The 24,644-nt window shown below is 65.7% G+C and carries 18 protein-coding genes; 10 read left to right on the top strand and 8 right to left on the bottom strand.

The features are described from left to right. Position 1: 1 nt before the first annotated feature. The 7 genes from ACW177_RS14195 to ACW177_RS14165 all read left to right on the top strand — a co-directional run bounded on the left by ACW177_RS14195 (position 2) and on the right by ACW177_RS14165 (position 6,932). Positions 2-253 (top strand): ACT domain-containing protein, encoded by a 252-nt coding sequence (locus tag ACW177_RS14195; RefSeq protein WP_492026325.1) that lies wholly within the window; start codon positions 2-4, stop codon positions 251-253. Then, positions 253-1,494, top strand: coding sequence for a 2-isopropylmalate synthase (locus ACW177_RS14190; RefSeq protein ID WP_492026324.1), 1,242 nt, complete (start codon positions 253-255; stop codon positions 1,492-1,494). The genes ACW177_RS14195 and ACW177_RS14190 overlap by 1 nt, the downstream gene beginning before the upstream one ends. Then, on the top strand, positions 1,487-2,899 hold the full coding sequence (gene leuC / locus ACW177_RS14185; protein WP_492026323.1) for a 3-isopropylmalate dehydratase large subunit: 1,413 nt from the start codon (positions 1,487-1,489) through the stop codon (positions 2,897-2,899). Before ACW177_RS14190 ends, leuC begins: the two co-directional genes overlap by 8 nt. Beyond that, positions 2,892-3,479: a 3-isopropylmalate dehydratase small subunit gene (gene leuD / locus ACW177_RS14180; protein WP_492026322.1), complete on the top strand. Its 588-nt coding sequence runs from the start codon at positions 2,892-2,894 to the stop codon at positions 3,477-3,479. The genes leuC and leuD overlap by 8 nt, the downstream gene beginning before the upstream one ends. Then, positions 3,476-4,582 (top strand): 3-isopropylmalate dehydrogenase, encoded by a 1,107-nt coding sequence (leuB, locus tag ACW177_RS14175; RefSeq protein ID WP_492026321.1) that lies wholly within the window; start codon positions 3,476-3,478, stop codon positions 4,580-4,582. Before leuD ends, leuB begins: the two co-directional genes overlap by 4 nt. Before the next feature lie 214 nt (positions 4,583-4,796). Then, on the top strand, positions 4,797-6,146 hold the full coding sequence (locus ACW177_RS14170) for an ammonium transporter (protein WP_492026320.1): 1,350 nt from the start codon (positions 4,797-4,799) through the stop codon (positions 6,144-6,146). Positions 6,147-6,236: 90 nt separating this feature from the next. Beyond that, a complete protein-coding gene (locus ACW177_RS14165; protein ID WP_492026319.1) occupies positions 6,237-6,932 on the top strand; it encodes a TorF family putative porin in 696 nt (231 codons plus the stop codon). A 60-nt stretch (positions 6,933-6,992) separates the two neighbouring features. Here ACW177_RS14165 and ACW177_RS14160 read toward each other — a convergent pair whose 3' ends face one another. The 3 genes from ACW177_RS14160 to ACW177_RS14150 all read right to left on the bottom strand — a co-directional run bounded on the left by ACW177_RS14160 (position 6,993) and on the right by ACW177_RS14150 (position 13,119). Then, positions 6,993-9,362: a glucan 1,4-alpha-glucosidase gene (locus ACW177_RS14160; RefSeq protein ID WP_492026318.1), complete on the bottom strand. Its 2,370-nt coding sequence runs from the start codon at positions 9,360-9,362 to the stop codon at positions 6,993-6,995. Positions 9,363-9,371: 9 nt separating this feature from the next. After that, positions 9,372-10,907, bottom strand: a complete 1,536-nt coding sequence (locus ACW177_RS14155) for an MFS transporter (RefSeq protein WP_492026317.1) — start codon at positions 10,905-10,907, stop codon at positions 9,372-9,374. 145 nt (positions 10,908-11,052) lie between these two features. Continuing rightward, a complete protein-coding gene (locus ACW177_RS14150) occupies positions 11,053-13,119 on the bottom strand; it encodes a glycoside hydrolase family 97 protein (protein WP_492026316.1) in 2,067 nt (688 codons plus the stop codon). Between the two features lie 103 nt (positions 13,120-13,222). On the opposite strand from ACW177_RS14150, the gene ACW177_RS14145 reads away from it, so the two are divergent. Next, positions 13,223-14,236, top strand: coding sequence for a LacI family DNA-binding transcriptional regulator (locus ACW177_RS14145; protein ID WP_492026315.1), 1,014 nt, complete (start codon positions 13,223-13,225; stop codon positions 14,234-14,236). Positions 14,237-14,241: 5 nt separating this feature from the next. Here the strand turns inward: ACW177_RS14145 and ACW177_RS14140 are convergent, their stop codons facing one another. Next, positions 14,242-15,882, bottom strand: a complete 1,641-nt coding sequence (locus ACW177_RS14140) for an alpha-amylase family glycosyl hydrolase (protein ID WP_492026314.1) — start codon at positions 15,880-15,882, stop codon at positions 14,242-14,244. Next, positions 15,879-17,687, bottom strand: a complete 1,809-nt coding sequence (locus ACW177_RS14135) for an alpha-amylase family glycosyl hydrolase (RefSeq protein ID WP_492026313.1) — start codon at positions 17,685-17,687, stop codon at positions 15,879-15,881. Before ACW177_RS14135 ends, ACW177_RS14140 begins: the two co-directional genes overlap by 4 nt. Before the next feature lie 283 nt (positions 17,688-17,970). Between ACW177_RS14135 and ACW177_RS14130 the strand changes: the two genes are divergently transcribed. Beyond that, positions 17,971-20,793, top strand: coding sequence for a TonB-dependent receptor (locus tag ACW177_RS14130; protein WP_492026312.1), 2,823 nt, complete (start codon positions 17,971-17,973; stop codon positions 20,791-20,793). A gap of 80 nt (positions 20,794-20,873) precedes the next feature. Here ACW177_RS14130 and ACW177_RS14125 read toward each other — a convergent pair whose 3' ends face one another. Then, complete coding sequence (locus ACW177_RS14125) at positions 20,874-21,503, bottom strand: TetR/AcrR family transcriptional regulator (protein WP_492026311.1); 630 nt, start codon at positions 21,501-21,503, stop codon at positions 20,874-20,876. Continuing rightward, positions 21,504-22,403, bottom strand: a complete 900-nt coding sequence (locus tag ACW177_RS14120; protein WP_492026310.1) for a carotenoid biosynthesis protein — start codon at positions 22,401-22,403, stop codon at positions 21,504-21,506. A 252-nt stretch (positions 22,404-22,655) separates the two neighbouring features. Between ACW177_RS14120 and ACW177_RS14115 the strand changes: the two genes are divergently transcribed. Continuing rightward, complete coding sequence (locus ACW177_RS14115) at positions 22,656-23,939, top strand: sugar MFS transporter (RefSeq protein WP_492026309.1); 1,284 nt, start codon at positions 22,656-22,658, stop codon at positions 23,937-23,939. Between the two features lie 71 nt (positions 23,940-24,010). On the opposite strand, the gene ACW177_RS14110 is transcribed toward ACW177_RS14115, so the two are convergent. Further along, complete coding sequence (locus ACW177_RS14110; RefSeq protein WP_492026308.1) at positions 24,011-24,475, bottom strand: TetR/AcrR family transcriptional regulator; 465 nt, start codon at positions 24,473-24,475, stop codon at positions 24,011-24,013. Positions 24,476-24,644 lie beyond the last annotated feature (169 nt).

The raw sequence follows: 24,644 nt of genomic DNA, 5'->3' as shown, positions 1-24,644 counted from the left end.
GATGAGCAACACGATCCACATCCAGATCGACCGCGCGGACGGTTCGCTTCAGCGTCTCATCGGCCTTGTGGAGCGCCGCGGCTTCCATATCGACGGCATGAACATGGCCGACGAGGGAACCTTCCGCCGCATCGCCCTGACCGTACGCGGCCGCGACGCGGGCCGGTGTATTGACAATTTGGGCCGCCAGATCGACCGCCTGTTCGGCGTACGCCGAATCGGCAACGACATTATTCAATCCGAGGCCGCGTAATGACCGCCGAAAAAGTACGAGTATCCGGCGTATCCCGAACTGAGGAGATCGCCGCCGACCCCAACCGGGTCATCGTCTTCGACACGACGATGCGGGACGGGGAACAGGCGCCCGGTTTCTCCATGAGCGCCCAAGCCAAGGTGAAGATGGCCCAGGTCCTGAAGGACCTGGGCGTTGACGTTATCGAGGCCGGCTTCGCCGCCGCCTCGCCGGGCGACGAAGATTGCATCCGCCGCGTGGCCGGCGAGATCGAGGGGCCGATCTTCTGCTCCCTGTCGCGCGCCAACGAAAAGGACATCGACGCCAGCTTCCGCGCCCTGCAACCGGCGCCCAAGTCGCATCGTCGCTGCCACACCTTCATCGGCACCAGCCCGATCCACCGCACCGCCAAGCTGAAGATGTCGACCAACGAGGTGCTGTCGACGGCCGTCCGCTCGGTCGAATACGCCGCCAGCCTGTTCGACGACGTCGAGTTCTCCGCCGAGGACGCCTTCCGCACCGAGCCCGAATTCCTGGCCGATGTGCTGGAGGCCGCCGCCGACGCCGGCGCCCGGACGCTGAACGTGCCCGACACCGTCGGCTACGCGACGCCGGAAGAAGTGCGCGAGACCTTCCGCGCCCTGGCGGCTCGGATCCACAAGCGCCATCCCCACGTGATCTTCTCTGCCCACTGCCACGACGACCTGGGCATGGCGGTCGCCAACTCCCTGGCCGCCATCCAGGGCGGCGCGCGTCAGGTCGAAGGCGCGATCAACGGCATCGGCGAACGCGCCGGCAATGCCTCAATTGAAGAAGTCATCATGGCGCTGAAGGTCCGCGAGGATCGTTACGGCGTCACCACCGGCGCCGACAGCCGCCACCTGGTCCGCGCTTCCAAGATCCTGTGCGAGATCACCGAGACGGTCATCGCCCGCAACAAGTCGGTGGTCGGCATCAACGCCTTCGCCCACGAGGCCGGCATCCACCAGCACGGCATGCTGGCCGACAGCCGCACCTATGAGATCATGCGTCCCCAGGACGTGGGCTTCGAGGGCAGCTGGTTCGTGCTGGGCAAACACTCCGGCCGCCACGCCATCGCCAAACGCGCCGAAACCATCGGCCGTCCCATCGAGGGCGAACGCCTGGCGGCGGTGGTCGCCGGCTTCAAGCAGCGCGCCGACCAGATCGGCGAGATCAGCGACGCCGAACTGATCGCCATCATCGACCGTGTCGACGGCGTGACGGTGGCCCAGTATGCCTGATCCGAAAACCCTGTTCGACAAGGTCTGGGACGCCCACGTCGTGCGGCCCGAGACGGCCGACACGCCCGGGGTTCTGTATATCGACCTGCACCTGGTCCACGAGGTCACGAGCCCGCAGGCTTTTAGCGAGATCGAGGCGCGCGGACTGAAGGTCCGCCGCCCCGACCGGACCTACGCCACCCTGGACCATTCGACCCCGACCCTGCCGGCGGGGCTGAACGGGCTGAAGCCCTATGTCACCGCCCAGGCCGAAGCCCAGGTGCATCGGCTGGAGAAGAACTGCGCCGCCCATGGCGTGCCGCTGGCCGGCTGGGACTCCGATGATCGCGGCGTGGTCCATGTGATGGGGCCGGAACTGGGTCTGACCCAGCCGGGCATGACCGTGGTCTGCGGCGACAGCCATACGGCGACGCATGGCGCCTTCGGGGCCCTGGCCTTCGGCATCGGCACGTCCGAGGTCGGCCATGTCCTGGCGACCCAATGCCTGTTGCAGCGCAAGGCCAAGGCCATGCGGGTGACGGTGACCGGAGAACTGCAGCCCGGTGTGTCGGGCAAGGACGTCGCACTGGCCGTGATCGCCGCCATCGGCTTCGGCGGCGGCACCGGCTATGTCATCGAATACGCCGGCGAGGCGGTGCGGTCGCTGGACATGGAAGGGCGGATGACCCTGTGCAACATGTCCATCGAGGCTGGCGCCCGCGCGGGCATGATCGCTCCGGACCAGACCGCCATCGACTGGCTGCGCGGCCGCAAGCACGTCCCCGCTGACTACGAGGCTGCAACGGCCGAATGGCTGACGCTGGCCACGGACCCGGGCGCGACGTTCGACAAGGAAGTCGTCATCGACGGCGCCGCGATCCGTCCAATGGCGACCTGGGGCACGACGCCGGACGCCGGCGCTCCCATCGGTTCGCCCGTGCCCCAGCCCCAGTCGGATTCCGACCGCAAGGCCATCGCCTATATGGGCTTCACCGCCGGAGAGGCGACGACCACCCAGCCGGTGGATGTGGTCTTCATCGGCTCCTGCACCAACGGCCGTCTTCCCGATCTGCGCGCCGCCGCCGAGGTGCTGCGCGGTCGCAAGGTCAAGCCGGGCCTGCGAATGCTGGTGGTGCCGGGCTCCGAAGCCGTGCGTCGCGACGCTGAGGCGGAAGGTTTGCATGAGGTCTTCATCGCCGCCGGGGCCGAATGGCGCATTCCCGGCTGCTCGATGTGTATCGCCATGAACGGCGACTTCGTCGCGCCGGGACAACTGGCTGTCTCGACCTCCAACCGCAATTTCGAGGGCCGCCAGGGCAAGGACGCGCGCACCATCCTGGCCAGCCCCGCGACGGCGGCGGCGACGGCTGTGGCCGGGGTGCTGACTGACCCCCGCGTCTTTTTGAGCGAGGCAGTCAATGTCTGAACCCTTCCAGGTTTTGACCTCCAGGACAGTGATCCTGAGCCAGGCCAATATCGACACCGACCAGATCATCCCCGCGCGCTTTCTGACCACGACCTCGCGCGAGGGTCTGGGCAAGGCCGCCTTCCATGACTGGCGCTATGAGGCCGACGGGTCGGAGAAGCCTGAAGCCATCCTGAACCGGATCGACCCGGCCGAGCATCGCATCCTGCTGGCGGGCAAGAATTTCGCCTGCGGCTCGTCGCGCGAACACGCCCCCTGGGCCCTGTACGACTATGGGTTCCGGGCGGTGATCTCGACCGAGATCGCTGACATTTTTACATCTAACGCGTTGAAAAACGGCCTACTGCCCATCGTCGTCAGCCAGGACGTCTGGGACGATCTGGCGTCGCAGCCGGATCAGCCGGTCACGATCGACCTTCAGGCCAACCAGATCCGGCGCGGCAATGCTCAACCTGTGCCGTTCGGGGTCGAATCCTTCGCGCGCGAATGCCTGCTGAACGGGGTGGACACCCTGGGCTGGCTGCAATCAAACCTGCCTGAGATCGAAGCCTATGAGCGTTCGAGAGAGACCGTCCGATGACCAACGCCGCCCCCAAGACCTATAATATCGTTCTGCTGCCCGGCGACGGGGTCGGACCGGAAGTGACGCGCGCCGCGCGCGACGTCCTGGCCGTGATCGGCGACTTCTACGGCCACAGCTTCAACTTCACCGAACACCTGATCGGCGGCGCCGCCATCGACGAGACGGGCGAGCCCCTGCCGGAGGCGACCCGCGCGGCCTGCGTCGCCGCCGACGCGGTTCTGCTGGGCGCCGTCGGCGGACCCAAGTGGGATGGCGGCAAGCGCCGACCCGAGGAAGGTCTGCTGGCGATCCGCAAGGCGATGGGTCTGTTCGCCAATCTGCGGCCGTTGCAGGTGTCGCCGGTGCTGGCGCACCGTTCGCCGCTGAAGCGCGAGATCGTCGAAGGCGTCGATCTGATCGTCTTCCGCGAACTGACCGGCGGCGTCTATTTCGGCGAGAAGACCCGCACCGCCGACCGCGCCACCGACCTGTGCGAATACACGGTGTTGGAGATCGAGCGCGTCACCCGCGCGGCCTTCCAGACCGCCCGTCAGCGCCGCGGCAAGGTGACCTCGGTCGACAAGGCCAATGTCATGGAGACCAGCCGTTTGTGGCGCGAGGTCGTAACTCGCATCCATGCCGAGGAATTCCCCGAGATCGAGCTGGAACATGCCCTGGTCGACTCCATGGCGATGCACCTGATCAGGAAGCCGCGTGAATACGACGTCATCCTGACCGAGAACATGTTCGGCGACATCCTGTCGGACGAGATTTCGGTGCTGGGCGGCTCGATCGGCCTGCTGCCATCGGCGTCGCTGGGCACGGAGGGGCCCGGCCTGTTCGAACCGATTCACGGGTCTGCACCGGACATCGCCGGACAGGATCTGGCCAATCCGGTCGGAACCATCCTTTCGGCGGCCCTGCTGCTGCGCCACAGCCTGAAGCTGGAGGACGAGGCTGATTCGATTGAGGCCGCCGTTGCGGCTGTTCTCGCCGCCGGCGCCGTCACGGCGGACCTGGGCGGGGCGCTGGGCACCCGCGCCGCGACCGAGGCGGTCATCGACGCAATTCGAGCCATCCATTGGGCGGCGGCGCATCGGGTCCAAATGCACTGGGCGTGACCTGATCGGGGCCTGAATTTCGTACCGCAAACTCCGTTTGCTGGAACATGAACTGAGGCCAAAAGCCCCGCATGACGCAAGAATCATGTGGGGCTTCTTTTTTATTAATGACCGTTGCAAGAAAGTTGCACCGTTTACGGTCAAGCCTCTTGCGTCAAAAGCGATTGCAGTAAAACCTTCGCATCTGCGAGATTGCTAAGGGGGATTTTTGCTCATGTCGCGTGTCTGGAATCGACTTCCGGGAGCCCTCGCGCTCCTGCTTCTGACCATCGGACTGTTTTATGCGGGCGGCGCCTTCGCTCAGACGCCCGAGGCGGCTCCCGCTCTTCTGGCGCACCAATCGGCGCTGGAACTGGACGGCGCGGGCACGGCCTGGCTGGGAACCTCCACCGCTCTGGTCCTGCTGATGACCCTGCCGGGTCTGGCTCTGTTCTACGGCGGCATGGTGCGCCGCAAAAACGTCATCGCCACCATCACCCAGTCGGTCGGCGTCTTCGCCGTCGTGTCGCTGGTCTGGTTCATCGCCGGCTACAGCATCGCCTTCGGCGCCAATCCGGACGCGGCGCTTCAGCCCTATGTCGGCAGCATCGAGATGCTGTTCCTGAACGGCGTGACCCTGGGAACGGCCAACAGCCTGCTGACGGGCATTCCCGAATACCTGTTCATCGCGTTCCAGATGACCTTCGCCATCATCACCCCGGCCCTGGTCACCGGCGCCTTTGCCGAGCGGATGAAATATTCGGGCCTGCTGCTGTTCACGGCCCTGTGGTCGCTGCTGGTCTATTCGCCCATCTGTCACTGGGTGTGGGGCGGCGGCTTCCTGGGCGCCGCCGGCGTGCTGGACTTCGCCGGCGGCGCGGTCGTTCACGTCAACTCGGGTGTGGCCGGTCTGGTCTGCGCCATCTTCCTGGGCCGTCGTAAGGGCTATGGCGCCGAACCCATCATCGCGCACAACCCGGTTCTGACCATGATCGGCGCCTCGCTGCTGCTGGTCGGCTGGATCGGCTTCAACGCCGGCTCGGCGGGCGCTGCGAACGAACTGATGGGCGTCGCTCTGCTGAACACCGTCCTGGCCGCCGCCGCCGCCGCCCTGACCTGGAAGATCATCGAGCTGATCGAGAAGAAGAAGGTCTCGCTGATCGGCATGCTGTCGGGCGTGGTCGCCGGTCTGGTCGCCATCACTCCGGCCGCCGGCTTCGTCGATCCCAAGGGCGCGGTCATCATCGGCCTGATCGCTGGACCGGTCTGCTACATCTCGTCGGTCTGGATCAAGAAACTGCTGCGCTACGACGACTCCCTGGACGCCTTCGGCATCCACGGCGCGGGCGGTCTGATCGGCGCCCTGTTGACCGGCGTGTTCGCGACCACTGCGATCAACAGCCTGTCGGAAGGCGCCACGGTCGGCGCCCAGGCCCTCGGCCTGGCCTGGACCATCGCCTACAGCGCGGTCGGCACCTTCGTCATCCTCGTCATCTGCAAGTTCACCACGGGCCTGCGCGTGAGCGAGGCGGAAGAAGCCGCCGGTCTGGACACCTCGCTGCACGGCGAGAGCCTCGACCACTGACGGAAACGGGACGCGGCTCCGCCGGCCGCGTCCTGCCTGCCGAGCCCGCCTCGGCGCTAAAGAAACAGATATAATCAAGGGGATATCACTATGAAGTTTGGATTCTTCCGTTCCGCCGCTGCGGCGGCCCTCGCCACCGGCCTGATCGGCCTGGCGGCGCCCGCCTCGGCGCAAAGTGACATGGACGTCGCCTTCAACGCCGCCGTGGTCAGTGACTATGTGTTCCGCGGTTTCAGCCAGACCAGCGAAGATCCCGCCATCCAGGCCGGCGTCGATCTGACGTCCGGCAGCTTCTATGCCGGCGGCTGGGCTTCGAACGTCGATTTCGGTGACGATACCGACGCTGAAGTGGACATCTACGGCGGCTACCGCACCGAAGCTGCCGGCTTCGCCCTCGACTTCGGCGTGATCGGCTATCTGTACGTGGGCACGCCGGACGGGGCCGACTACGACTACGCCGAGTTCAAGGCCGCCGCTTCGCGCGCCGTCGGACCCGCCACCATCGGCGCCGCCGTCTATTACTCGCCCGACTTCTTCGGCGTCGATGAAGCCGCCACCTATGCCGAAATCAACGGCGCCTTCAGCCCCGCTGACAAGTGGACCATCTCGGGCGCCGTCGGCCAGCAGTGGCTGGACGTCACCGACGACTATGTGACCTGGAACGCCGGCGTCGCCTACGCCCTGACTGACAATCTGGCGCTCGACGTACGCTACCACGACACCGACGTGGACGGCGCGCCTGGCGCCGAGGACCGCGTGGTCGGCACGATCAAGCTGGCCTTCTGATCTTAGGTTAGCCGCTAATAGGATGAAGGCCCCGGAGAGCGATCTCCGGGGCCTTTTTCTTTACCTGGCGTAGCGGTTCGCGACCGGGTCGTATCGGTCCCAAACCTTGCCGTCCGCCAGTGACCGCAGCAGCTTCAGATATTCGGCATGGGTCCAGGCCAGGGGCGTGGCGGAGTCCGTGTTCTGACCCAGGGCATAGTCATGCGCGGTGGGGTCGCCGACTCCGTCCCAGACCTGTTCGGCCAGCATCAGGCCGTCGTTGGCGAACCTCTCCATGCCGCGCACATAGGTCTGGCGAATGGCGGCGATCTCTGCCGCAGACGGCGTTCCGTTCACACTGACGCGGGCCAGTTCATAGTGACCGCGTTCCCCGGTGAAGAAGGGCCAGACCCGGCCGCGTTGCCCGGGGCTCATCTCGCCGCCCACGCCATAGTTGGCGCCGGTGACATGATCCTCGCCATAGCCATCCACGCCATAGCGGCGCCAGCCGGGCGTCGTGTCGCCTTCCACACCGAAATCGTAGCGGACGCGGTACAAGTCATCCAGCGACTGGTCGTCATAGACGGGCAGGGTCGAGACGATGTGCGGATCGTCGGCCTTGCGCACGCCGTAGCGCACCAGCTCCAGGAAGCCGCCGTCCACCACACGATCCTCTGGCGGGGCGATCTGGCCGTTGGCGGCGCCGATCGGGGCCTTGTCGTTGGGGTTCTCGTTCTGGGTGATGCGGATGTAGTAGCGACCGTCGCCGAAGTCGCCGTTGATGGTGAACATCCGCTCTTCGATCTTGGACGCATAGCTGTCGGCGGCGGCCTGATAGCGGGTCGCGGCCGCCGCATCGCCCGAGACCCGGGCCATCTCGGCCGCAACCGTCAGGCCGGCGACTACGGCGGCGGTGCTGGACGGGGAATAGCCCTGCTGCTCTTCCCAGCGTTCCTGCTGAGTAAAGGGCGGCGTGATCTCGGCGTCGTTCCACAACAGCCCGACCTTGCCGCCATCGACCAGGAAGTCGGCGGCGGGCTTCAGCATGGACCGATAGTGGTCGGCCATTTCCGCATCGGACAGCCAGCCCATCTTCCACAGACGATAGCCCAGCATGATCGGCATGGCCGTCTGGTCCAACTGAACCGCGACCCATTCCAGCTCGCCATCGACATGGGTCTTTTGCAGGAACCAGCCGCCGACGCCGGTATTGCCGGGCGTGTTTGCGTCCACCTGGACCTGGGGCAGATAGTTGAAGGCCGCCAGCGGCGTCTCCTTGTCGCCCAGGGCCGCCAGGGCCATGGCCACCTGATAGAAGTCGCGCGGCCAGACCGCCTTGTAGCCGGTCGAGGATTTCGACGCGTCCACCGTGTCGCCCCAGGGGTTGGACAGCGAGGCGATCAGGGCGCCGGCGTGGGTGCGGTCCTCCTGCACCTTCAGCATCAGGGCCGAGGCATAGGCCAGTTTGCCGCCGTCGGTCGCCTGTTCGGCGATGCGCGGCAGCTCGCTCAGCGAGGCGACATAGTCCGCCCAACCCATGCGCTCGCCCTCGCCGTTGAAACGGGCCAGAACCTCGTCCAGTCCGGTCGCGAAGGCGCCGTCCGCCGCCGCCTGGGCCGCCGCCTCGCTGTCGCCGAAGCCGATGACGAAGTCGCGTTGAACGCTCTCGCCCATGCGCAGGCGCGGCAGGGCGCCGGTCATCATCGTGTTGCCCGCCGTCTCGCCGGTCGAAGCATAGGTCCAGTCCAGCTTTCCGTCCTTCAGGTCGGTCAGGCCGTCCGATGCCCCGACGAAGCCGACGCTGGCCGCAGTGAAGGCCTCACTGGGCTTCAGCACCAGATGTGTCGAGCCCTCCCAGGCGTGGAAGCCCTGGGGCGTGACGGCGCCGCGATCATCCACCCCGGTATTGGCGATGTGCGGCTCCAGCAGCAGATAGGGCGTGGCCTCGCCGCTCAGTGCCGTGATGACGACTCGCAGCACCAGGGCGTTGCGGTCAGGGTCGGTGAAGATGCGCTTCTCGATCTCGAACCGGCCGACCTTGTCGCGGGTCGTGACCTTGTAGGCGGGGGACAGCGGGCGGCCCTCGGCGTCCACGTGCAGGTATTCTGTCTTGGCCGTGGTGTCGTCGCCTTCCAGCGCCAGACCATCCGGTGTGACCACGGCGAAGCGGAGCGCCTTGATCTGGGCCTCGTGGATCAGGCCGTACATGGTCTCGGTCAGGACGCCGTCGGCGATCGAGAACCAGACCTTGGACACCGCCCCGGTCGAGCCGCCGTCGCGATATTGGCCGTCGACGTAGGCTTCGTAGGACGCGCCGGCGCCGGTCTTGGCGGCGCTGGACCAGGTCGGCAGGTCGCCCGGCGCGCCGGGCGCGACGGACTGTGCAGACGCGGCCGAGGCGACGGCCAGACCGGCGGCGCCGGCCAGGCAAAGGGTTTTGAACTTACGCATGGAGAAGCCTCACGGGTTGGGCGTGGGGGAGGGGGAATGTTCGCGCACCAGCAGGGCGCTCGCCGCCGCCAGCACGAAGGAGACGGCGCCGAGCACCAGAGCCCAGATGGCCTGGCCGTCGAACAGGGTCTTCAGGATCAGGCCCAGGACCGTGGCGGCCAGCAGCTGGGGCACGACGATGAAGATGTTGAAGACGCCCATATAGACGCCCATCTTCCGGTCCGGCACCGCCGCCGACAGGATGGCGTAGGGCATGGAAACGACTGAGGCCCAGGCGAAGCCGACGCCGATCATCGGCAGCCACAGCAGGCCCGGATCGCGGATGACGAAGACCCCGAACAGGCCCGCCGCCCCCAGCAACAGCATCAGGGCGTGGGTCGCCTTGCGGCCGATGCGCCTGGCCAGGACCGGCAGGGTGAAGGCCGCCAGGGCCGCCACGCCATTATAGACCCCGAACAGAACGCCGACCCAATCGGCCCCGGCGGCATAGGCGGCCGAGGTGGTGTCGGTCGTGCCGTAATGAACGCTGGTCACGGCGGCGGTGGTGTAGATCCACAGGGAGAACAGGGCGAACCAGCTGAAGAACTGGACGACCGCGAGACCCCGCATCGTCTCGGGCATGCGGAAGATGTCGTTCAGGATCTCGGTCGCGGCGTTGACGATCTGGCGGCGTTGCATCATCCCGACCGCGATCTGCAGCAGCCCAAAACCGGCGAAGAAGCCGGCCAGGACCAGCAGCTCCTTCTTCAGGTTCAGCGCGCCGATCAGCACGAAACCCAGGCCCCCCAGCACGGCACAGACCAGGCCCGACGTCATCCAGCCCTGAACGCTACGCGCCGGCGCCTCGGGGCCGTCGTCAGCAGGCGCGCCCAGGGCCGCCTGTTTGGCGCGCTCAAAGGCGGCGATCTGTTCGGGGCTGTATTCCTTGGTGCTCAGCACGGTCCAAAGCACAGCCGAGAACAGACCGGCGGCCCCGACATAGAAGGCGATCTTGACCGACAGGGGCACGACCCCCGCCTCGGCCGTCGAGACCACGCCGAACACGTTCGACAGCAGCCACGGCAGGACTGAGGCGAATACCGCGCCGGCGCCGATGAAGAAGCTCTGCATCGCATAGCCGGCGGTGCGCTGCTCTTCCGGCAGATTGTCGCCGACGAAGGCGCGGAACGGCTCCATGGTGATATTGATCGAGGCGTCCATGATCCAAAGCATGGCTGCGGCAAACCACAGGCCGGGGCTGTTGGGCATGGCGATCAGCGCCAGGGTGGTGGCGATGGCGCCGACCAGGAAATAGGGACGCCGACGCCCGAACCGGGTCCAGGTCCGGTCGCTGAAATGGCCGATGATCGGCTGAACCAGGAGGCCGGTCAGCGGCGCGGCGATCCAGAGGATCGCCAGCGAATCCACCTCGGCGCCCAGGGTCTGGAAGATCCGGCTGGTGTTGGCGTTCTGCAGGCCGAAGCCGATCTGGATGCCGAAGAAGCCGACGCACATGTTCCAGATCGCCAGGCCGGACAGGCGCGGGCGGTGGGCGAGCAGGGTCATGCGACGCCTCTCTTGATCGTCGTCATCCTAGGCCTTGTGCCTAGGATCCATAGACTCCGTCGAAGACGGTGCGCACCGGCGGACACCGGGAGTATGGATCCTCGGGACAAGCCCGAGGATGACGGGTTTGAGGGTTGAGGGCCGCTCATCGACGACGGCTCCGGCCCAGCGGCACGAACCGGATCGCCTGGCCGCCGCCGGGCGCCAGGGCCAGGGTCAGGACGTCGGCCGAAGTCACCTCGCGCTGCTCGATGACGATGTCCTCGCGCTTGCCGCGATAGTCGGCGTCAGGCCCGTCCCGGTAGATCTCCGCGCGATAGCGGCGACCGTCGTCCAGGAAGTCGAGGTGCGCGGTCAGAACACGCGGATGCTCGTCGGTGATGGCGCCCAGGGCCCAGACGTCGGACGTCCGGTCCTTGCGCGCAATGGCGACATAGTCGCCGATCTCGGCCGCCAGCACCCGGGTCTCGGCCCAGTCGCAGGGCACGTCCTTGATGAACTGGAAGGGCGCCGGATTGGCCTCGTAGTTGACCAGCAGATCGGCCGCCATCTGGATCGGGCTGTAGATCACGACATAGAGGGCCAGCTGCTTGGCCCAGGTGGTCTGCACCCCGCCGGGGCTGCGCGTCTCCATGCCGAAAATGCCGGGGGTATAGTCCATCGGCCCGGCCAGCAGGCGGGTGAAGACCAGGTTCGGCTCGTGCTCGGGCGGATTACCGGGGTTGCCCCAGGCCGAATATTCCATGCCGCGCTGGCCCTCGCGGCTGATGATGTTCGGATAGGTGCGGCGCAGGCCGGTGTCCTTGAACGGTTCGTGGGCGTTGATCGCCACCTTGTGACGCGCGCCCGCCTCGACGACCTTCATATGGTGTTGAGCCATCGCCTGGCTCTCGTGCCAGGCCATGACCATCTGGCCGTCCGGCCCGGCGACGCGCGCGCCTTGCGCGTCGGCCACATAGCCGGTCTTGACCGAATGGACGCCCAGGCGGCCGTACAGCGCCATCGCCGCCTCAAGCTGCTGCTCGTAATGGAAGGCGTTGCCGCCGGTCTCATGGTGGCCGATCAACTGAACGCCCTTGGAAGCGGCGTAGGTCGTGACCCGTTCAAGATCGAAATCCGGATAGGCCTCGGTGAAGCTGAAGTCCGAACCATTGGCGAACCACTGGCCGTCCCAGCCCTTGTTCCAGCCCTCGACCAGAACCCCGCCGAAGCCGTGCTTGGCCGCGAAGTCGATGTGTTTCATCGCGTTCTCGGTGGTGGCGCCGTGTTTGGGACCGGAGTTCCAGCTCTTCAGCTCCAGGTGCATCTCCCACCAGACGCCGACGTATTTCATCGGCTTGAACCACGACACGTCGCCCAGCTTGTTGGGCTCGTTCAGGTTCAAGATCAGGCTGGACTCGATCAGGCCCGCCGCAGTGTCCGACACCTGCAGCGTCCGCCAAGGCGTATGGAACGGCGCCTGGCGCACCACGGCGGCGTTGGTCAGGCCCGGCGTCAGCTGGGCGCGGAACTTCGTCTCCTCCGACCGCCGCAGGTTCATCCCGGCGTAGTCGACGCAGGCGGCCTCGTGGATCGAGACGTGCAGGCCCGACTGGCCCTTGACCGTCATCGGCGTCTGGGCGCTGCCGACCGCGCTGATCGGGGTGCGGCTGTAGAGGTATTCCTCGCGGTTCCATTCCCAGGCCGGGCACCATAGGGCTTCGCCGTCTTCGGCCAGGTTGAACTCGGTGATCTCCGACCCGATGCGCACCGTCTTCAGCGCGGCCTGGTCCGGGAACTCGTAGCGGAAGCCCAGGCCGTCGTCATACAGGCGGAACACCACGTCAACGCGGCGTTGCAGGCCGGCGGTCTCGGCGTAGCTGACCCGCCATTCGTTGTAGTGGTTGCGGATGAACCGCCGCTCGCCCCACGGCTGCTCCCAGGTCTCGTCCACCGTCACCGGTTGGCCGGCGGTCAGGGCCAGACCGCGCTCCAGCGCCGGGGCGTCGGTCAGTAGGAAGCCCAGCTTCGACGGAGCGACGACCATCCGCCCCTGACGCAGGACGGCGTACATCGGCCGGCCGTCGTTGTCGGTGAAGGCCTCGACCGTCAGGACGCCGCCGGGCGAGCTGGCGCGGGCATGGACCGGGCTGGTTTGGGCGCGAACGCCCGTCGCGCCGAAGGCCAGGATCGAGGCGCCGCCGAGGGCCAGAAAGGATCTACGCTTCATCATCGGAACTCCGTTACGCCGCCTCTTGCCAACCGCCGCGAACGGTGGCTGAAATGTTTGCAGAAAAATTTGCAGTCAAAACAGGCTGTGCTGGGGACCCGCGACCTTGAGCCGCAAGACCACTCGACTTGAAGACATTGCGCGCCTGGCCGGCGTGTCGGTCGCCACCACCTCTCGGGCGCTGAACGACAGCCCCGCCGTCAACGACCGCACCAAACAACTGATCTGGAAGCTGGCGAAGGAGCACGACTACCCGTTCCGCCGCTACATGCCCGCCGGCCCGATCGGGGCCCAGGGCACGATCGCCCTGGTGACGCCACGACCCCAGGGACGGGAAGGCCGGATCTCCGACCCCTTCTTCCTGGAGCTGCTGGCCGGGGTGGGCGAGGCGGCGCGCGAACGCGGCTGCGACCTGCTGATGAGCCATATTTCGCCCGCCACCTATGACGAACTGGCGGCGGCGATGAACACCAGCCGCGCCGACGGCGTGATCTTCCTGGGCCAGTCCAGCCTGCACGCCGCCTTCAACCGGCTGGCGGCCGGTGACTACCGGTTCGTGGTCTGGGGCGCCGACCTGCCGGAACAAGACTATTGCTCCATCGGCTCCGACAACTTCTCGGGCGGTCGTCGCGCGACCTCGCATCTGGCGCGGCTGGGGCGCACGCGGATCGTGTTCTTGGGCGATCTGGATCCGCCCGAGGCGATGCAGAGGCACCGGGGCTATCTGGAGGCGCTGGAGACGGCGGGTCTGTCCGTTGACGCCGAACTGATCGTCCCCGCCCATTTCGAGGTCGAGTCCGCCGAGGCGGCCGTTGACGCCCTGGTTCGCCGGGGCGTGCGGTTTGACGGCGTGGTGGCGGCGTCCGACCAGATCGCCCTGGGCGCGGTGCGCGCGCTGGAACATGCCGGACTGACCGTGCCCGGCGACGTCTCGGTGATCGGTTTCGACAATGTGCCCTTCAGCCGCTACTCGCGCCCGGCCCTGTCCACCATCGCCCAGGACACGATGAAGGCCGGCCGGCTGATGGTGTCCAAACTGCTGGACCACGGGGGCGCGACGGCCGGTCGGTCGGAACGCGTTCCCACCGATCTGATCGTTCGCGAGACCTGTGGCGGCTGACCGGTTCATGCCAGTCTGAAGACCAGGCCGGCGAGCGGGGGCAGGGTGGAGCCGTCGGCCTCAGTCCAGTTGATCGCCTCGATCCGCGTCGCCTCGACCGGCGGACGCCAGTCGATGGGATCGTGGCCCAGATTGAAGACGCACAGGAGCCGCTCTCCGCTCCCGCCGCGCTCCTGTCGTTCGAACACCAGCAGGTGCGAGGTCTCGATCGGCGTCATCCCGCCATAGCGCAAGGCCGGATGCTGATGACGCAGCCGGATCATCCGGCGCGCCACCTTCAGGGTCGAGGCCGGATCGGCCTCCTGCGCGTCCACCGCCAGCGGCAGGTGGCGCGCATCGACCGGCAGCCAGGGTTCGACGGTCGAGAAGCCGGCGTTGGCCTGATCCGCATGCCAGGGCATGGGGGTCCGGGCGCCGTCGCGGCCCAGGGTCTCGGGCCAGTTGGCGATGGCCTCGGGATCGACCAGCCGCTCGAACGGCACCTCGGCCTGGGGCAGGCCCAACTCCTCGCCCTGATAGACGAAGACATTGCCGCGCAGGCAGACCAGCAGCAGCAGGGCCATCTCGGCGAAGGCCTTGCGGTCCCGGCCCTGGGCCCAGCGTGACACGGCGCGCGGCGCGTCGTGGTTCGAGAAGGTCCATGAGGGCCAGCCCTCGCCCTGCTGGTCCGGCCACATGGTCTCGCCCTGGGCGACCAGTTCGCTCTTCAGCGTGTCGGCGTACAGATACAGGAAGCCATAGGCCGAGTGCAGGCGGTCGGTCCCGGCGGTGTATTCCTTCATCTCGCGGTCGGCATGGTCGCCGCCCACCTCGGCCACGGTGAACCGGCCCTCATAGCTGTCGGTCAGGGCGCGGATCCGGTTCAGGAAGCCGATGATCTCGGGCTGGCTCTGGTTGTTGATCTTGTCCTGGAAGTCGAACGGGCGGGTGCGTTTCTTGCCGTCGTTGATCGGCGGATTGTCGGTCAGCTTCAGGTCGTGGATGGAGAAGTTGATGGCGTCCAGTCGGAACCCATCCACCCCCCGGTCCAGCCAGAACCGCGCCGCCGCGATCAGGGCGTCCTGTACCTCGGGATTCCGCACGTTCAGCTGGGGCTGCGAGGCCAGGAAGTTGTGCATGTAATACTGGCCGCGACGCGCGTCCCAGGTCCAGGCCGGACCGCCGAACACCGACTGCCAGTTCGACGGCGGCGATCCGTCCGGTTTGGCGTCGGCCCAGACGTACCAGTCGGCGTGCGGGCCGCGGCGCGAGGCGCGGCTGTCCAGGAACCAGGGGTGTTCGTCCGAGGTGTGCGAGAAGACCTGGTCGATCACCACCTTCAGGCCCAGGTCATGGGCCCGCGCCACTAGGGCGTCGAAATCGGCCAGGGTTCCGAAGATCGGATCGACATCGCAATAGTCGGCGACGTCATAGCCGAAGTCCTTCATCGGCGAGGTGAAGAAGGGCGACAGCCAGATCCCGTCCACGCCCAGCGAGGCGACATGGTCCAGATGGTGGGTGATCCCCTTCAGGTCGCCGACGCCGTCGTCGTTCGCGTCGGCGAAACTGCGCGGATAGATCTGGTACAGCACCGCACCCCGCCACCATTCAGTGTGGGCGGTCGCCGGCTGGGCGGCGGTCGCGAGGTCGAGGGTAGGGGCGTTCACTGTGGGGCGCTCTTGCAAATCAGATAGTCGAGAGGGGCGATGCGGACGGCGTAGCTGGCCGGGGCCGAAGCCTGGGATTCGCAGTCGCCGCGAACAGACTGCCACCGCCGCGAACCGGGCTCCACCTCGACCTGGGCCGTGACTTCGGCGGTCGAGGTGTTGAACAGAACCAGGGTCTCCCCTCCGGCCTCGTCCATGCGGGACATGGCGAACAGGCCCGGCGCCTCGCCGGCCGCGCGGACGACCTGACGGCCGTGGCGCAGCGCCGGCTCGGCGGCGCGGATCCGGGCCATCTCGGCGATGGCCGTATAGAGGGGCGCCTCGGTCGAATAGGGCGTCTGGCGACCGCCGATGGGCTGCTCCGCCGCATAGACGGCCGTCTGGCTGGCGAACATGTCCTGGCGCGAGTTCCCGTAACCGCCGGCGCCAGCGAAACCCTGTTCGTCGCCGTAATAGAGGGTCGGCACGCCGCGGCTGAACATCATCAGGGCATGGGCCAGTTTCACCCGCGCCAGGATCTCGGCCTCGTCGGCCTCGGGCTTGGCCTGTTTCACGAAGAAGCCGGCCCGGCCCATGTCGTGGTTGCCCAGGAAGGTCGGCAGGATGGCGGCCGTCTCCGCCCCCTTGGCGTAGACGGCGTCGGCCGCGAACAGCTTGGCCAGGGCGTCGGTCCCCGACTTGCCCGAGGCGACGTCCACCGCCGTCTTCTGGAACGGGAAGTCCAGGACGGCCGGATAGGCGTCTACCCGCGTGAACCGCGCCGTGACCGCCGGGTCATGGTCATAGACCTCGCCGAAGATGTGGAAGTTCGGGTTTCCCTTGGCCCGCGCCCGCTCCTGCATGGCGGGGATGAAGGCCTGCCAGAACTCGGGGTTCACGTGGCGGGCGGTGTCGATGCGGAAGCCGTCGATCCCGTACTTGTCGATCCAGCCGCCGAAGATGTCGATCATGCCCTGGACCACGACCGGATCTTCGGTCAGCAGGTCGTCCAGGCCGGCGAAGTCCCCGTCCAGCGAGCTCTCGCCCGCAAACGTGCTGTCGCCCCGGTTATGATAGTGGATCGGGTCGTTCAGCCAGGCGGGAACCTTGGCCGTCTCCTCGCCCGCCGGAACATAGGGACTGTAGGCGTAGTCGGGCCGGGTCAGGCGCGAGAAATCCCGCCCGTCAAAACCCTCGTTGATCGCCGCCCCGTCCAGCCCGCCGCGACGGGTGTAGGGATAGTCGGCCCGGCTGCGGTATTCGCAGGGCCGGTCGGGACACTCGCGATAGCGGATCACGTCGGCCGTGTGATTGGCGACGATGTCCAGATAGACCTTCATGCCCCGCGCATGGGCCGCATCGACCAGGGCGCGCATCGCCGCCTCATCGCCGAAATGCGGATCGACGGCGGTGAAGTCGGTGATCCAATAGCCGTGGTGGGCCGCGCCGGTGTATTCGCCGTGCGTCTGGACCGGCTTGTTCTTGAAGATGGGCGCCAGCCAGACCGCCGTCGCGCCCAGGCCCTGGATATAGTCCAGCCGCTGCGTCACCCCGGCTAAATCGCCGCCGTGGTAGAAGTCGGTGTCGGACGGATCAAAGCCGCTCTTCAGCCGCTCGGGCGCATAGCCGCCGTGATCGTTCGACGGATCACCGTTGGCGAACCGGTCGGGCAGCAGGAAATAGATGACCTCGTCCTGGGGCGGGCGCTTACGTAACGCCGCCAAGGCGTCCGACGCCTGAACGGGCAGGGGAGAGGTCGAGGCCAGCAGGGCCGCAGCCATCATCACGGCGCGCTTCGGCGTCTTCCACAGTCGGTTGAGCGTCATCCGGTCGTCCTCCTGTCCGGAAAGTGCAAAGCCTTCCAGATCGATTTGCAAGATTTTGCAGTCCCGGCGTCATGTGTCAACGCGCATTAGAATGCTGCGATGCAGCATTCATCCGCCATGAACTGGCGCAAAAGCGGCTAATATGGGGTGGAAGCCAAGCTTAAGGTGCGGCCAAAATGCGCCGCAGAGATTAACCGCTTGCAAGAATGACAAATGTTTGCATATTTTTGCGAAGGCTTCGGTTGCGACATTCAGAATCGCGACAGCCTCAGGGAGGATGACCATGTCTCAACGTCTTAACCGGCGCATGCGCCTGATGTCGGGCGCCGCATTCGGCGCCGCCATGCTGATGTCCGTCAGCAATGTTCACGCCCAAACCGCCGTTCAGGCTGACGAGCAGGCCGCCGAGGTCGGCGAGATCGTCGTCACCGGCATCCGCCGCTCGATCGAGGCCTCGATCTCGGCCAAGGCCAACAACACCTCGATCGTCGAAGTCATTTCGGCCGAGGACATCGGCAAGCTGCCGGACGTCTCCATCGCCGAATCCCTGGCCCGCCTGCCGGGCGTGACCTCGCAGCGCCTCGACGGCCGCAGCCAGGCCATCTCGATCCGCGGTCTCGGCCCCGACTTCACCACCGCCCTGCTGAACGGCCGTGAAATGGTCACGACCGGCGACAATCGCGGCGTCGAGTTCGACCAGTTCCCCTCAGAACTGCTGGGCGGCGTGACGGTCTACAAGACCCCGGACTCGGCCCTGATCGGCCAGGGCCTGGCCGGCACCGTCGACATGCGCACCATTCGCCCCCTGGCCTATGGCCGCCAGGCCGTCGCCGTGAACTATCGGCATGAGTGGAACGACATCGGCGCCCTGAACTCGGGCACGACCGACAGCGGCGACCGCTACACGATTTCCTACATCGACCAGTTCATGGACGGGACGCTGGGCGTCGCCCTGGGTTACGCCCACATGAGCTCGCCGTATCAGTCCGAACGGTTCAACGCCTGGGGCTATCCGACCTATTCTGACGGCAATCTGCTGACCGGCGGCGTCAAACCCTATGTCATGTCGTCGGAGCTTGAGCGCGACGGCTATATGGGCGTGCTGGAATGGCGCCCGAACGACCGCATCCACTCGACGATCGACGCCTTCTATTCCGAGTTCAAGAACACCCAGGTCCTGCGCGGCATCGAGTTCCCGCTGGCTTGGGGCGGCCTGGCCGAAAGCCCCGGTCGCTCCGACACGGTTCTGGGCGGTTGCCAGATCACCAACAACGTCGCCACTCCCAACGTCTGCCGTCCGGGCCCGTCGCTGCGCCCCGGCTACACGGTGGAAGACGGTCTGATCGTCGCGGGAACCTGGGACAACATCAAGGGCGTCGTCCGCAACGACCTGAACAAGCGCGACAGCAAGATCACCGCCCTGGGCTGGAACACCGAGTTCGTCGCCAACGACGACTGGACCCTGGGTCTGGACCTTAGCTATTCGAAGGTCGAGCGCAACGACATCATCCTGGAAACCAACGCTGGCACGGGCCGCAACATCAACGGCGCCCTCGACACTCTAGGCTTCGAACTGACCGATGACGGCGTCACCCGCTTCACCAGCCAGCTCGACTACGCCGATCCGACCCTGATCCGCATCACCTCGGCCCAGGGTTGGGGCGGGGATGTCATCCCCGGCGGCCAGGTCGGCTATATGAACACCCCGTCCATTGAGGACGAGATCAAGGCCGTTCGCCTGACGGCCAACCACACCCTGTACCAGAGCCCATTCAAGTCCATCGACTTCGGCTTCAACTATTCCGAGCGCAACAAGACCTTCGTCAACGATCAGTACTACATCGGCGTCCCCGGCGGCGGCGACCTGTTCGTGCCGTCGGAATATCTGCTGGAACCGACCGACCTCGGCTACCTCGGCATCTCGCAGGTGCTCAGCTACGACGCCCTGGGCCTGGTCAACAGCGGCCTGCTCGACCTAGTGCGCAACCCCAACGCCGACGTCGCCGCCGGCAACTGGGAAGTGACGGAAAAGGTCTCGACCGCCTATGTCCGCGCCAACATCGACCATGAGCTGTTCGGTCGCCCACTGACCGGCAATGTCGGCATGCAGTTCGTCTACACCGACCAGCAGTCCAGTGGATTCTCTGCCCGCCAGGTCGGTCCCGGCGTGTCGGAAACCATCGCCGTCAGCGGCGGTGTGGATTATCTGGAGATCCTGCCCAGCTCGAACTTCATCCTGGAAGTCGGCGATGACCTGTTCGCCCGCTTCGCCGTGGCTCGCACTCTGGCGCGCCCGCGGATGGACGACATGCGCGCCTCGCAGAACTATTCGTTCAGCGTGGCCAACAACATCCCCACCGCCCAGCCGGACAATCAGTCGCCCTGGAGCGCCAGCGGCGGCAATCCCCAGCTGCGGCCCTATATCGCTGATGTGGCGGATATCTCGGTCGAGAAGTATTTCGCCAACCGCAAGGGCTATGTCTCGGTCGCGGCCTACTACAAACACCTCGAAAGCTATGTTTACAATCATAGCGAGATTGTCGATTTCACCGGCTATCCGACGGGCGGTGTGACGCCGGTTATCAACCAGGGCCTGTCCTCGCGGCCGGACAACGGCGACGGCGGCTGGATCAAGGGGATTGAGTTCTCGGTCTCGGCGCCGTTCGACATCATCCATCCCGCTCTGGAAGGCTTCGGCGCCCTGTTCAGCGCCTCCGCCACCGACAGCGAGGTCCAGCCGGATCCGACCCAGGCCCCCACGACCATGCCGGGCCTGTCGGAAACCGTCATGAACGGCACCGTCTACTATGAGCGCTACGGCTTCCAGTCGCGGATCTCGGCCCGCTACCGCTCCGACTACCTGGGCGAGGTGGCCGGCTTCGGCAACGGCCGCACCCTGCGTTCGGTGGCGGCGGAAACCGTCGTCGACGCCCAGGTCGGCTACGAGTTCCAGTCCGGGCCGCTGGAGGGCCTGTCCGTCCTGGCCCAGGTCAACAACCTGACCGACGAACCGTTCAAGACCTTCCAGAACGGCGATGAGCGCCAGACCATCGATTATCAGAGCTACGGCCGGACCTTCGCGGTGGGCATGAACTACCGCTTCTGATTTCTCTCCTGAGCCAACTGGGCCGCCTCGGAAACGAGGCGGCCTTTTCTTTTGGCGCGGCGGACCCGCTGCGACGGATATCAGGAGGCCAGGAGGGCGGGCAGGAAGACTGCGTCGATCAGCGCCTCCAGCTGGCGCATGTCCGGGGGACGCCCCTCCAGCAGGGAAATGCCCAGAATATAGGCCCCCGGCACGCCGGCGATCACCTCGGACGCGGCGCCGGGCTTCAACCGTTCTCCTCTTCGGGCGGCGCGGACGAGCACCTCCTTCAGGTGTGCGGCGCCCATCTTGTGCAGGTCGGCCGCCAGGACCGTGAGCAGTTCCGGATCGTCGCGACCGGCCAAAACGACACTGGCGAAGATGCGCGCCCTGCGCGCCGTCAGGGTCGTGGCGATCGTCCGCGCCAGTTCAACCAGATCGTCACGCAGATTGCCCGTATCCGCGACTGCGACCGGCAGGGTCGCCAGTTCTCCTTGCAGGGCTGCGAGGACCAGGTCGCGCTTGTCGGCGTAGCGCCGGTAGATCGCGGGGATCGACCCGCCGGCGCGCCGGGACACCTCCGCCAGGGACAGGGCGTCGAAGCCGACATCGGCCAGAACGTCCAATGTGGACTCCAGGATGGCCCGGTCTATCGCGAGGCTCTTGGGGCGTCCTGCGCGAGTAGGTTGATCTCCCGTCAGTCGATCCGGCTGCTTCAAACTATCGCTCATTCATATCCTTCGCCAGATCTTGAACAACGCCAGAAGGGCGACGGGGATCATGGTGAAAGTCGATAGGATCGCCATCGTCTCGAACATGTCCGCCTTGTCCCACACCTGCCCGACTGCATCCACGGCCGTTCCGTTCACAGCCGGCCCGACCAGTTGATACAACCCAAACTGAAGGCCGATTGATCCGTAGATCAGCACGCTCGGCAAGGTTTCCCCACGCGCTTCGATTCTCGTGAGACCGACCGTATTGCTCTGCTTCCAGGTCAGATAGAGGCTGAAGATCTGGAAGAAGGACCAGGTCACGAACCACCAGCCGAGATAATTGCTGTAGGGCACGCCGAAAAGACCGCCTCCGTCTTCCCAGATCCAGGTCTTGCTGACCGTAGACGCCCAATGATCCGTCGATACATCCCACATCGTCATCACTGCCCCGGCGACCACGGGCAGGGCGAATGTGTTCAGGCGGTGGGGCCAGCCTCTACGCCAGTCCAAATGCACATCAGCCTGGTCTAGAAGCGTGCTCGCCACCATCCAGCAAACGTATCCAAGGCCGAAATAGATTACGCCGATTGCGGTGGGCACGTAGAACAGTTTGTAAACGCCGGTGTAGTGATAATTCCCGAATGGAAAACCTGTGACGATGCTCAGGTTTTCGAACCCATTGCTTACGACGTAAGCCACGACCAGAAACAAGAGAATTCCCCCCGCGCCGTAACGGCGCGCCCCGTGGAGGATGGCGAACGGGAAGACGAACAGGAGCGGAACGGCCATTCCGGCGCCGGGCCCAAGAACGAACTGCAATCCTAGAGCCAGGGCGATGGTCAGGATGGCCAGGGCCCACGACACGCCGCTCGACCAGCCGCCCGCCGAGGCTTTTCCTCCCCAGTACGCTTCACCCATAGTCACAGCCTCCATCGGTTGGAGCGCCTGTCTTAGACCTGAATAACGTTACGGTATATGATCGTAATGTGAAATCTGAATTCGCTCCGACAGCCAGGGCGCGACGCGCCGAACGGGCCGTTCAGCCTGCCAAAGTTTGGTTACAGCCGGCGCTTTTCTGCTGGACGGCGCGTTCGGGATGCCCGAACCAAGACGATCAGAACCGCGCGGGCAAAGCGCGGCCGTCCTTAGTTCTATTCGTAGGGGGAATTCATGTCCGCTCCAGAGGCCGCAAAGCGCCAGGGTACGACCCTGGCCTTCGCCTATGTCACCAGCCTGTTTTTTGCTTGGGGGTTCGTGACATCGCTGATCGATCCGCTGATCGCTGCGGTGAAACGAGTGTTCGATCTCAGCTTGGCGGAAGCTATGCTGACCGCGTCGGCTTGGTTCATCGCCTATGGTCTGGCGTCGCTGCCAGCGGCTTGGGTTCTATCCAGGTTCGGCTACAGCCGCTCTATCATCGTGGCGCTATCGACGATGGTTGTTGGCTGCCTGATAGTGCCGGTCGCCACCATTGCGGATGTCTACGGTCTGGTGTTGTTGGCTCTGTTCGTCATAGCATCGGGCGTGACGCTGTTGCAGGTCGCCGCCAATCCGTTGTCGGCCTCGCTGGGCGCCCCCACGACCGCGCACCTGCGTCTAACCTTCTCGCAGGCCTTCAATTCTCTGGGCGCCACCCTGGGTCCGGTGATCGGATCGACCGTCCTACTGACTGGAGGTGTCTTTGCTGCGGATGCGGTGATTAACGCCGCGACGCGCGGGGAATCGTTGCGCTCCATTGACTTAGCCTTCTTGGCCGTCGGCGCCTTCTTCGCCGTCGTCGCAGTCTTTATCTGGACAGCGCGTAAGCAGATCGACAATGCGGTGCAGAGCCAGCCCGCCGTCGGTGTTGTATCGCCCTTCAGCGCCTTCAAGTCGCGCTGGGCCGTGTTCGGCGCTCTGGCCATCTTCTTTTACGTCGGCTCCGAAGTAACCATTGGCACCCTGCTGATCCCGTTCATCAGCTCTAGCGAAGGCTTAGGCGTCGCCGCCCATGAGGCCGGCCACATGGTCGGTTGGTACTATTGGGGCGCTGCGATGGTTGGTCGTTTCGTAGGCAGCGCCTTGCTTACGCGCGTGCGGGCGCCGATCCTTCTCTCGATCTGCACGGTCACCGCAGCGGTGCTTGCCCTCGTCGTTACTCAGACGGAGGGCGCAACGGCTGCCTACGCCGCCCTGGCTATCGGCTTCTTCAACTCGATCATGTTCCCGACGATCTTTACACTGACGCTGGAACGGTCCAGCGCCAAAGCATCGGCGACTTCGGGCCTCTTAATTTTCGGCATCATCGGGGGGGCTATCTTGCCGCCCATTGCAGGGAAGGTGGCGGACAATCTCGGTGCAATCACGCCCGCCTTCTTCATTCCTCTGGCGGGCTACGTCGTCCTGATCTGCTTCGCCATCGCCTGCGCCCGCACCAAGGCCAAGGCGGAAGTGACGACGACCGTGTCGCACTGAAGCGTCAGGCCTGAACAAGACAAAGGGCGCGGAGGGAAGCCTCCGCGCCCTTCTTCATTTCCAGGGGCTCGTCAGCCGTCGATCAGGGCCTGAAGGATCGGCGCCAGCCGGTCGCGCATCTTTTCGCACTCGGCCTGTTCGATATCGAAACTGCCGCCGCCCAGTTCGCGGCTGACCGACATGCCCATGATGAAACCGGCCAGCAGACGCGCCCGCACCTTGGCGTCCGGTCCGCTGATCCAGTCTTCCAGAGGGCCGAAGAAACGATGAGTGCAACTGGTCTGCACCATCTCCGACGCCTTGGCCGAGCCGATCGAGCGCAGCATGATCGACATGCCCTTCAGCTTTTCGGCCTTCTTGGGTTCGAACACGACCTCGTGCGCCACGCGCCGGCCGAAGTCGGCCTTTTCGCCGGACATCAGGGCGGTGCCGTCACCGCAGCTGTCCAGGGCCGCCACGAACAGATCGTCCTTCGAACCGAAATAGCGGCTGATCAGGGCCGCATCGACCCCGACATCCCGCGCGATGTCGCGCATGCCCACGTCGTCATAGCTCTCGGCCGCGAATCTTTCGCGTGCAGCGTCAAGGATGGCCGTGCGGGTTGCAGCGGCGTTCCTCGGGCGGGGGCCGGGACATAACAAGGGGGTGACACTCCAGAAATCAATAACCGTAGACACCATATGGCTTTGTCAACGCCTGTTGACA

This window comes from Brevundimonas sp. AVps23W, from assembly GCF_058681395.1.
The sequence above is the reverse complement of the archived record's forward strand: the minus strand, read 5'-3'. Positions and strand labels throughout refer to the sequence as shown.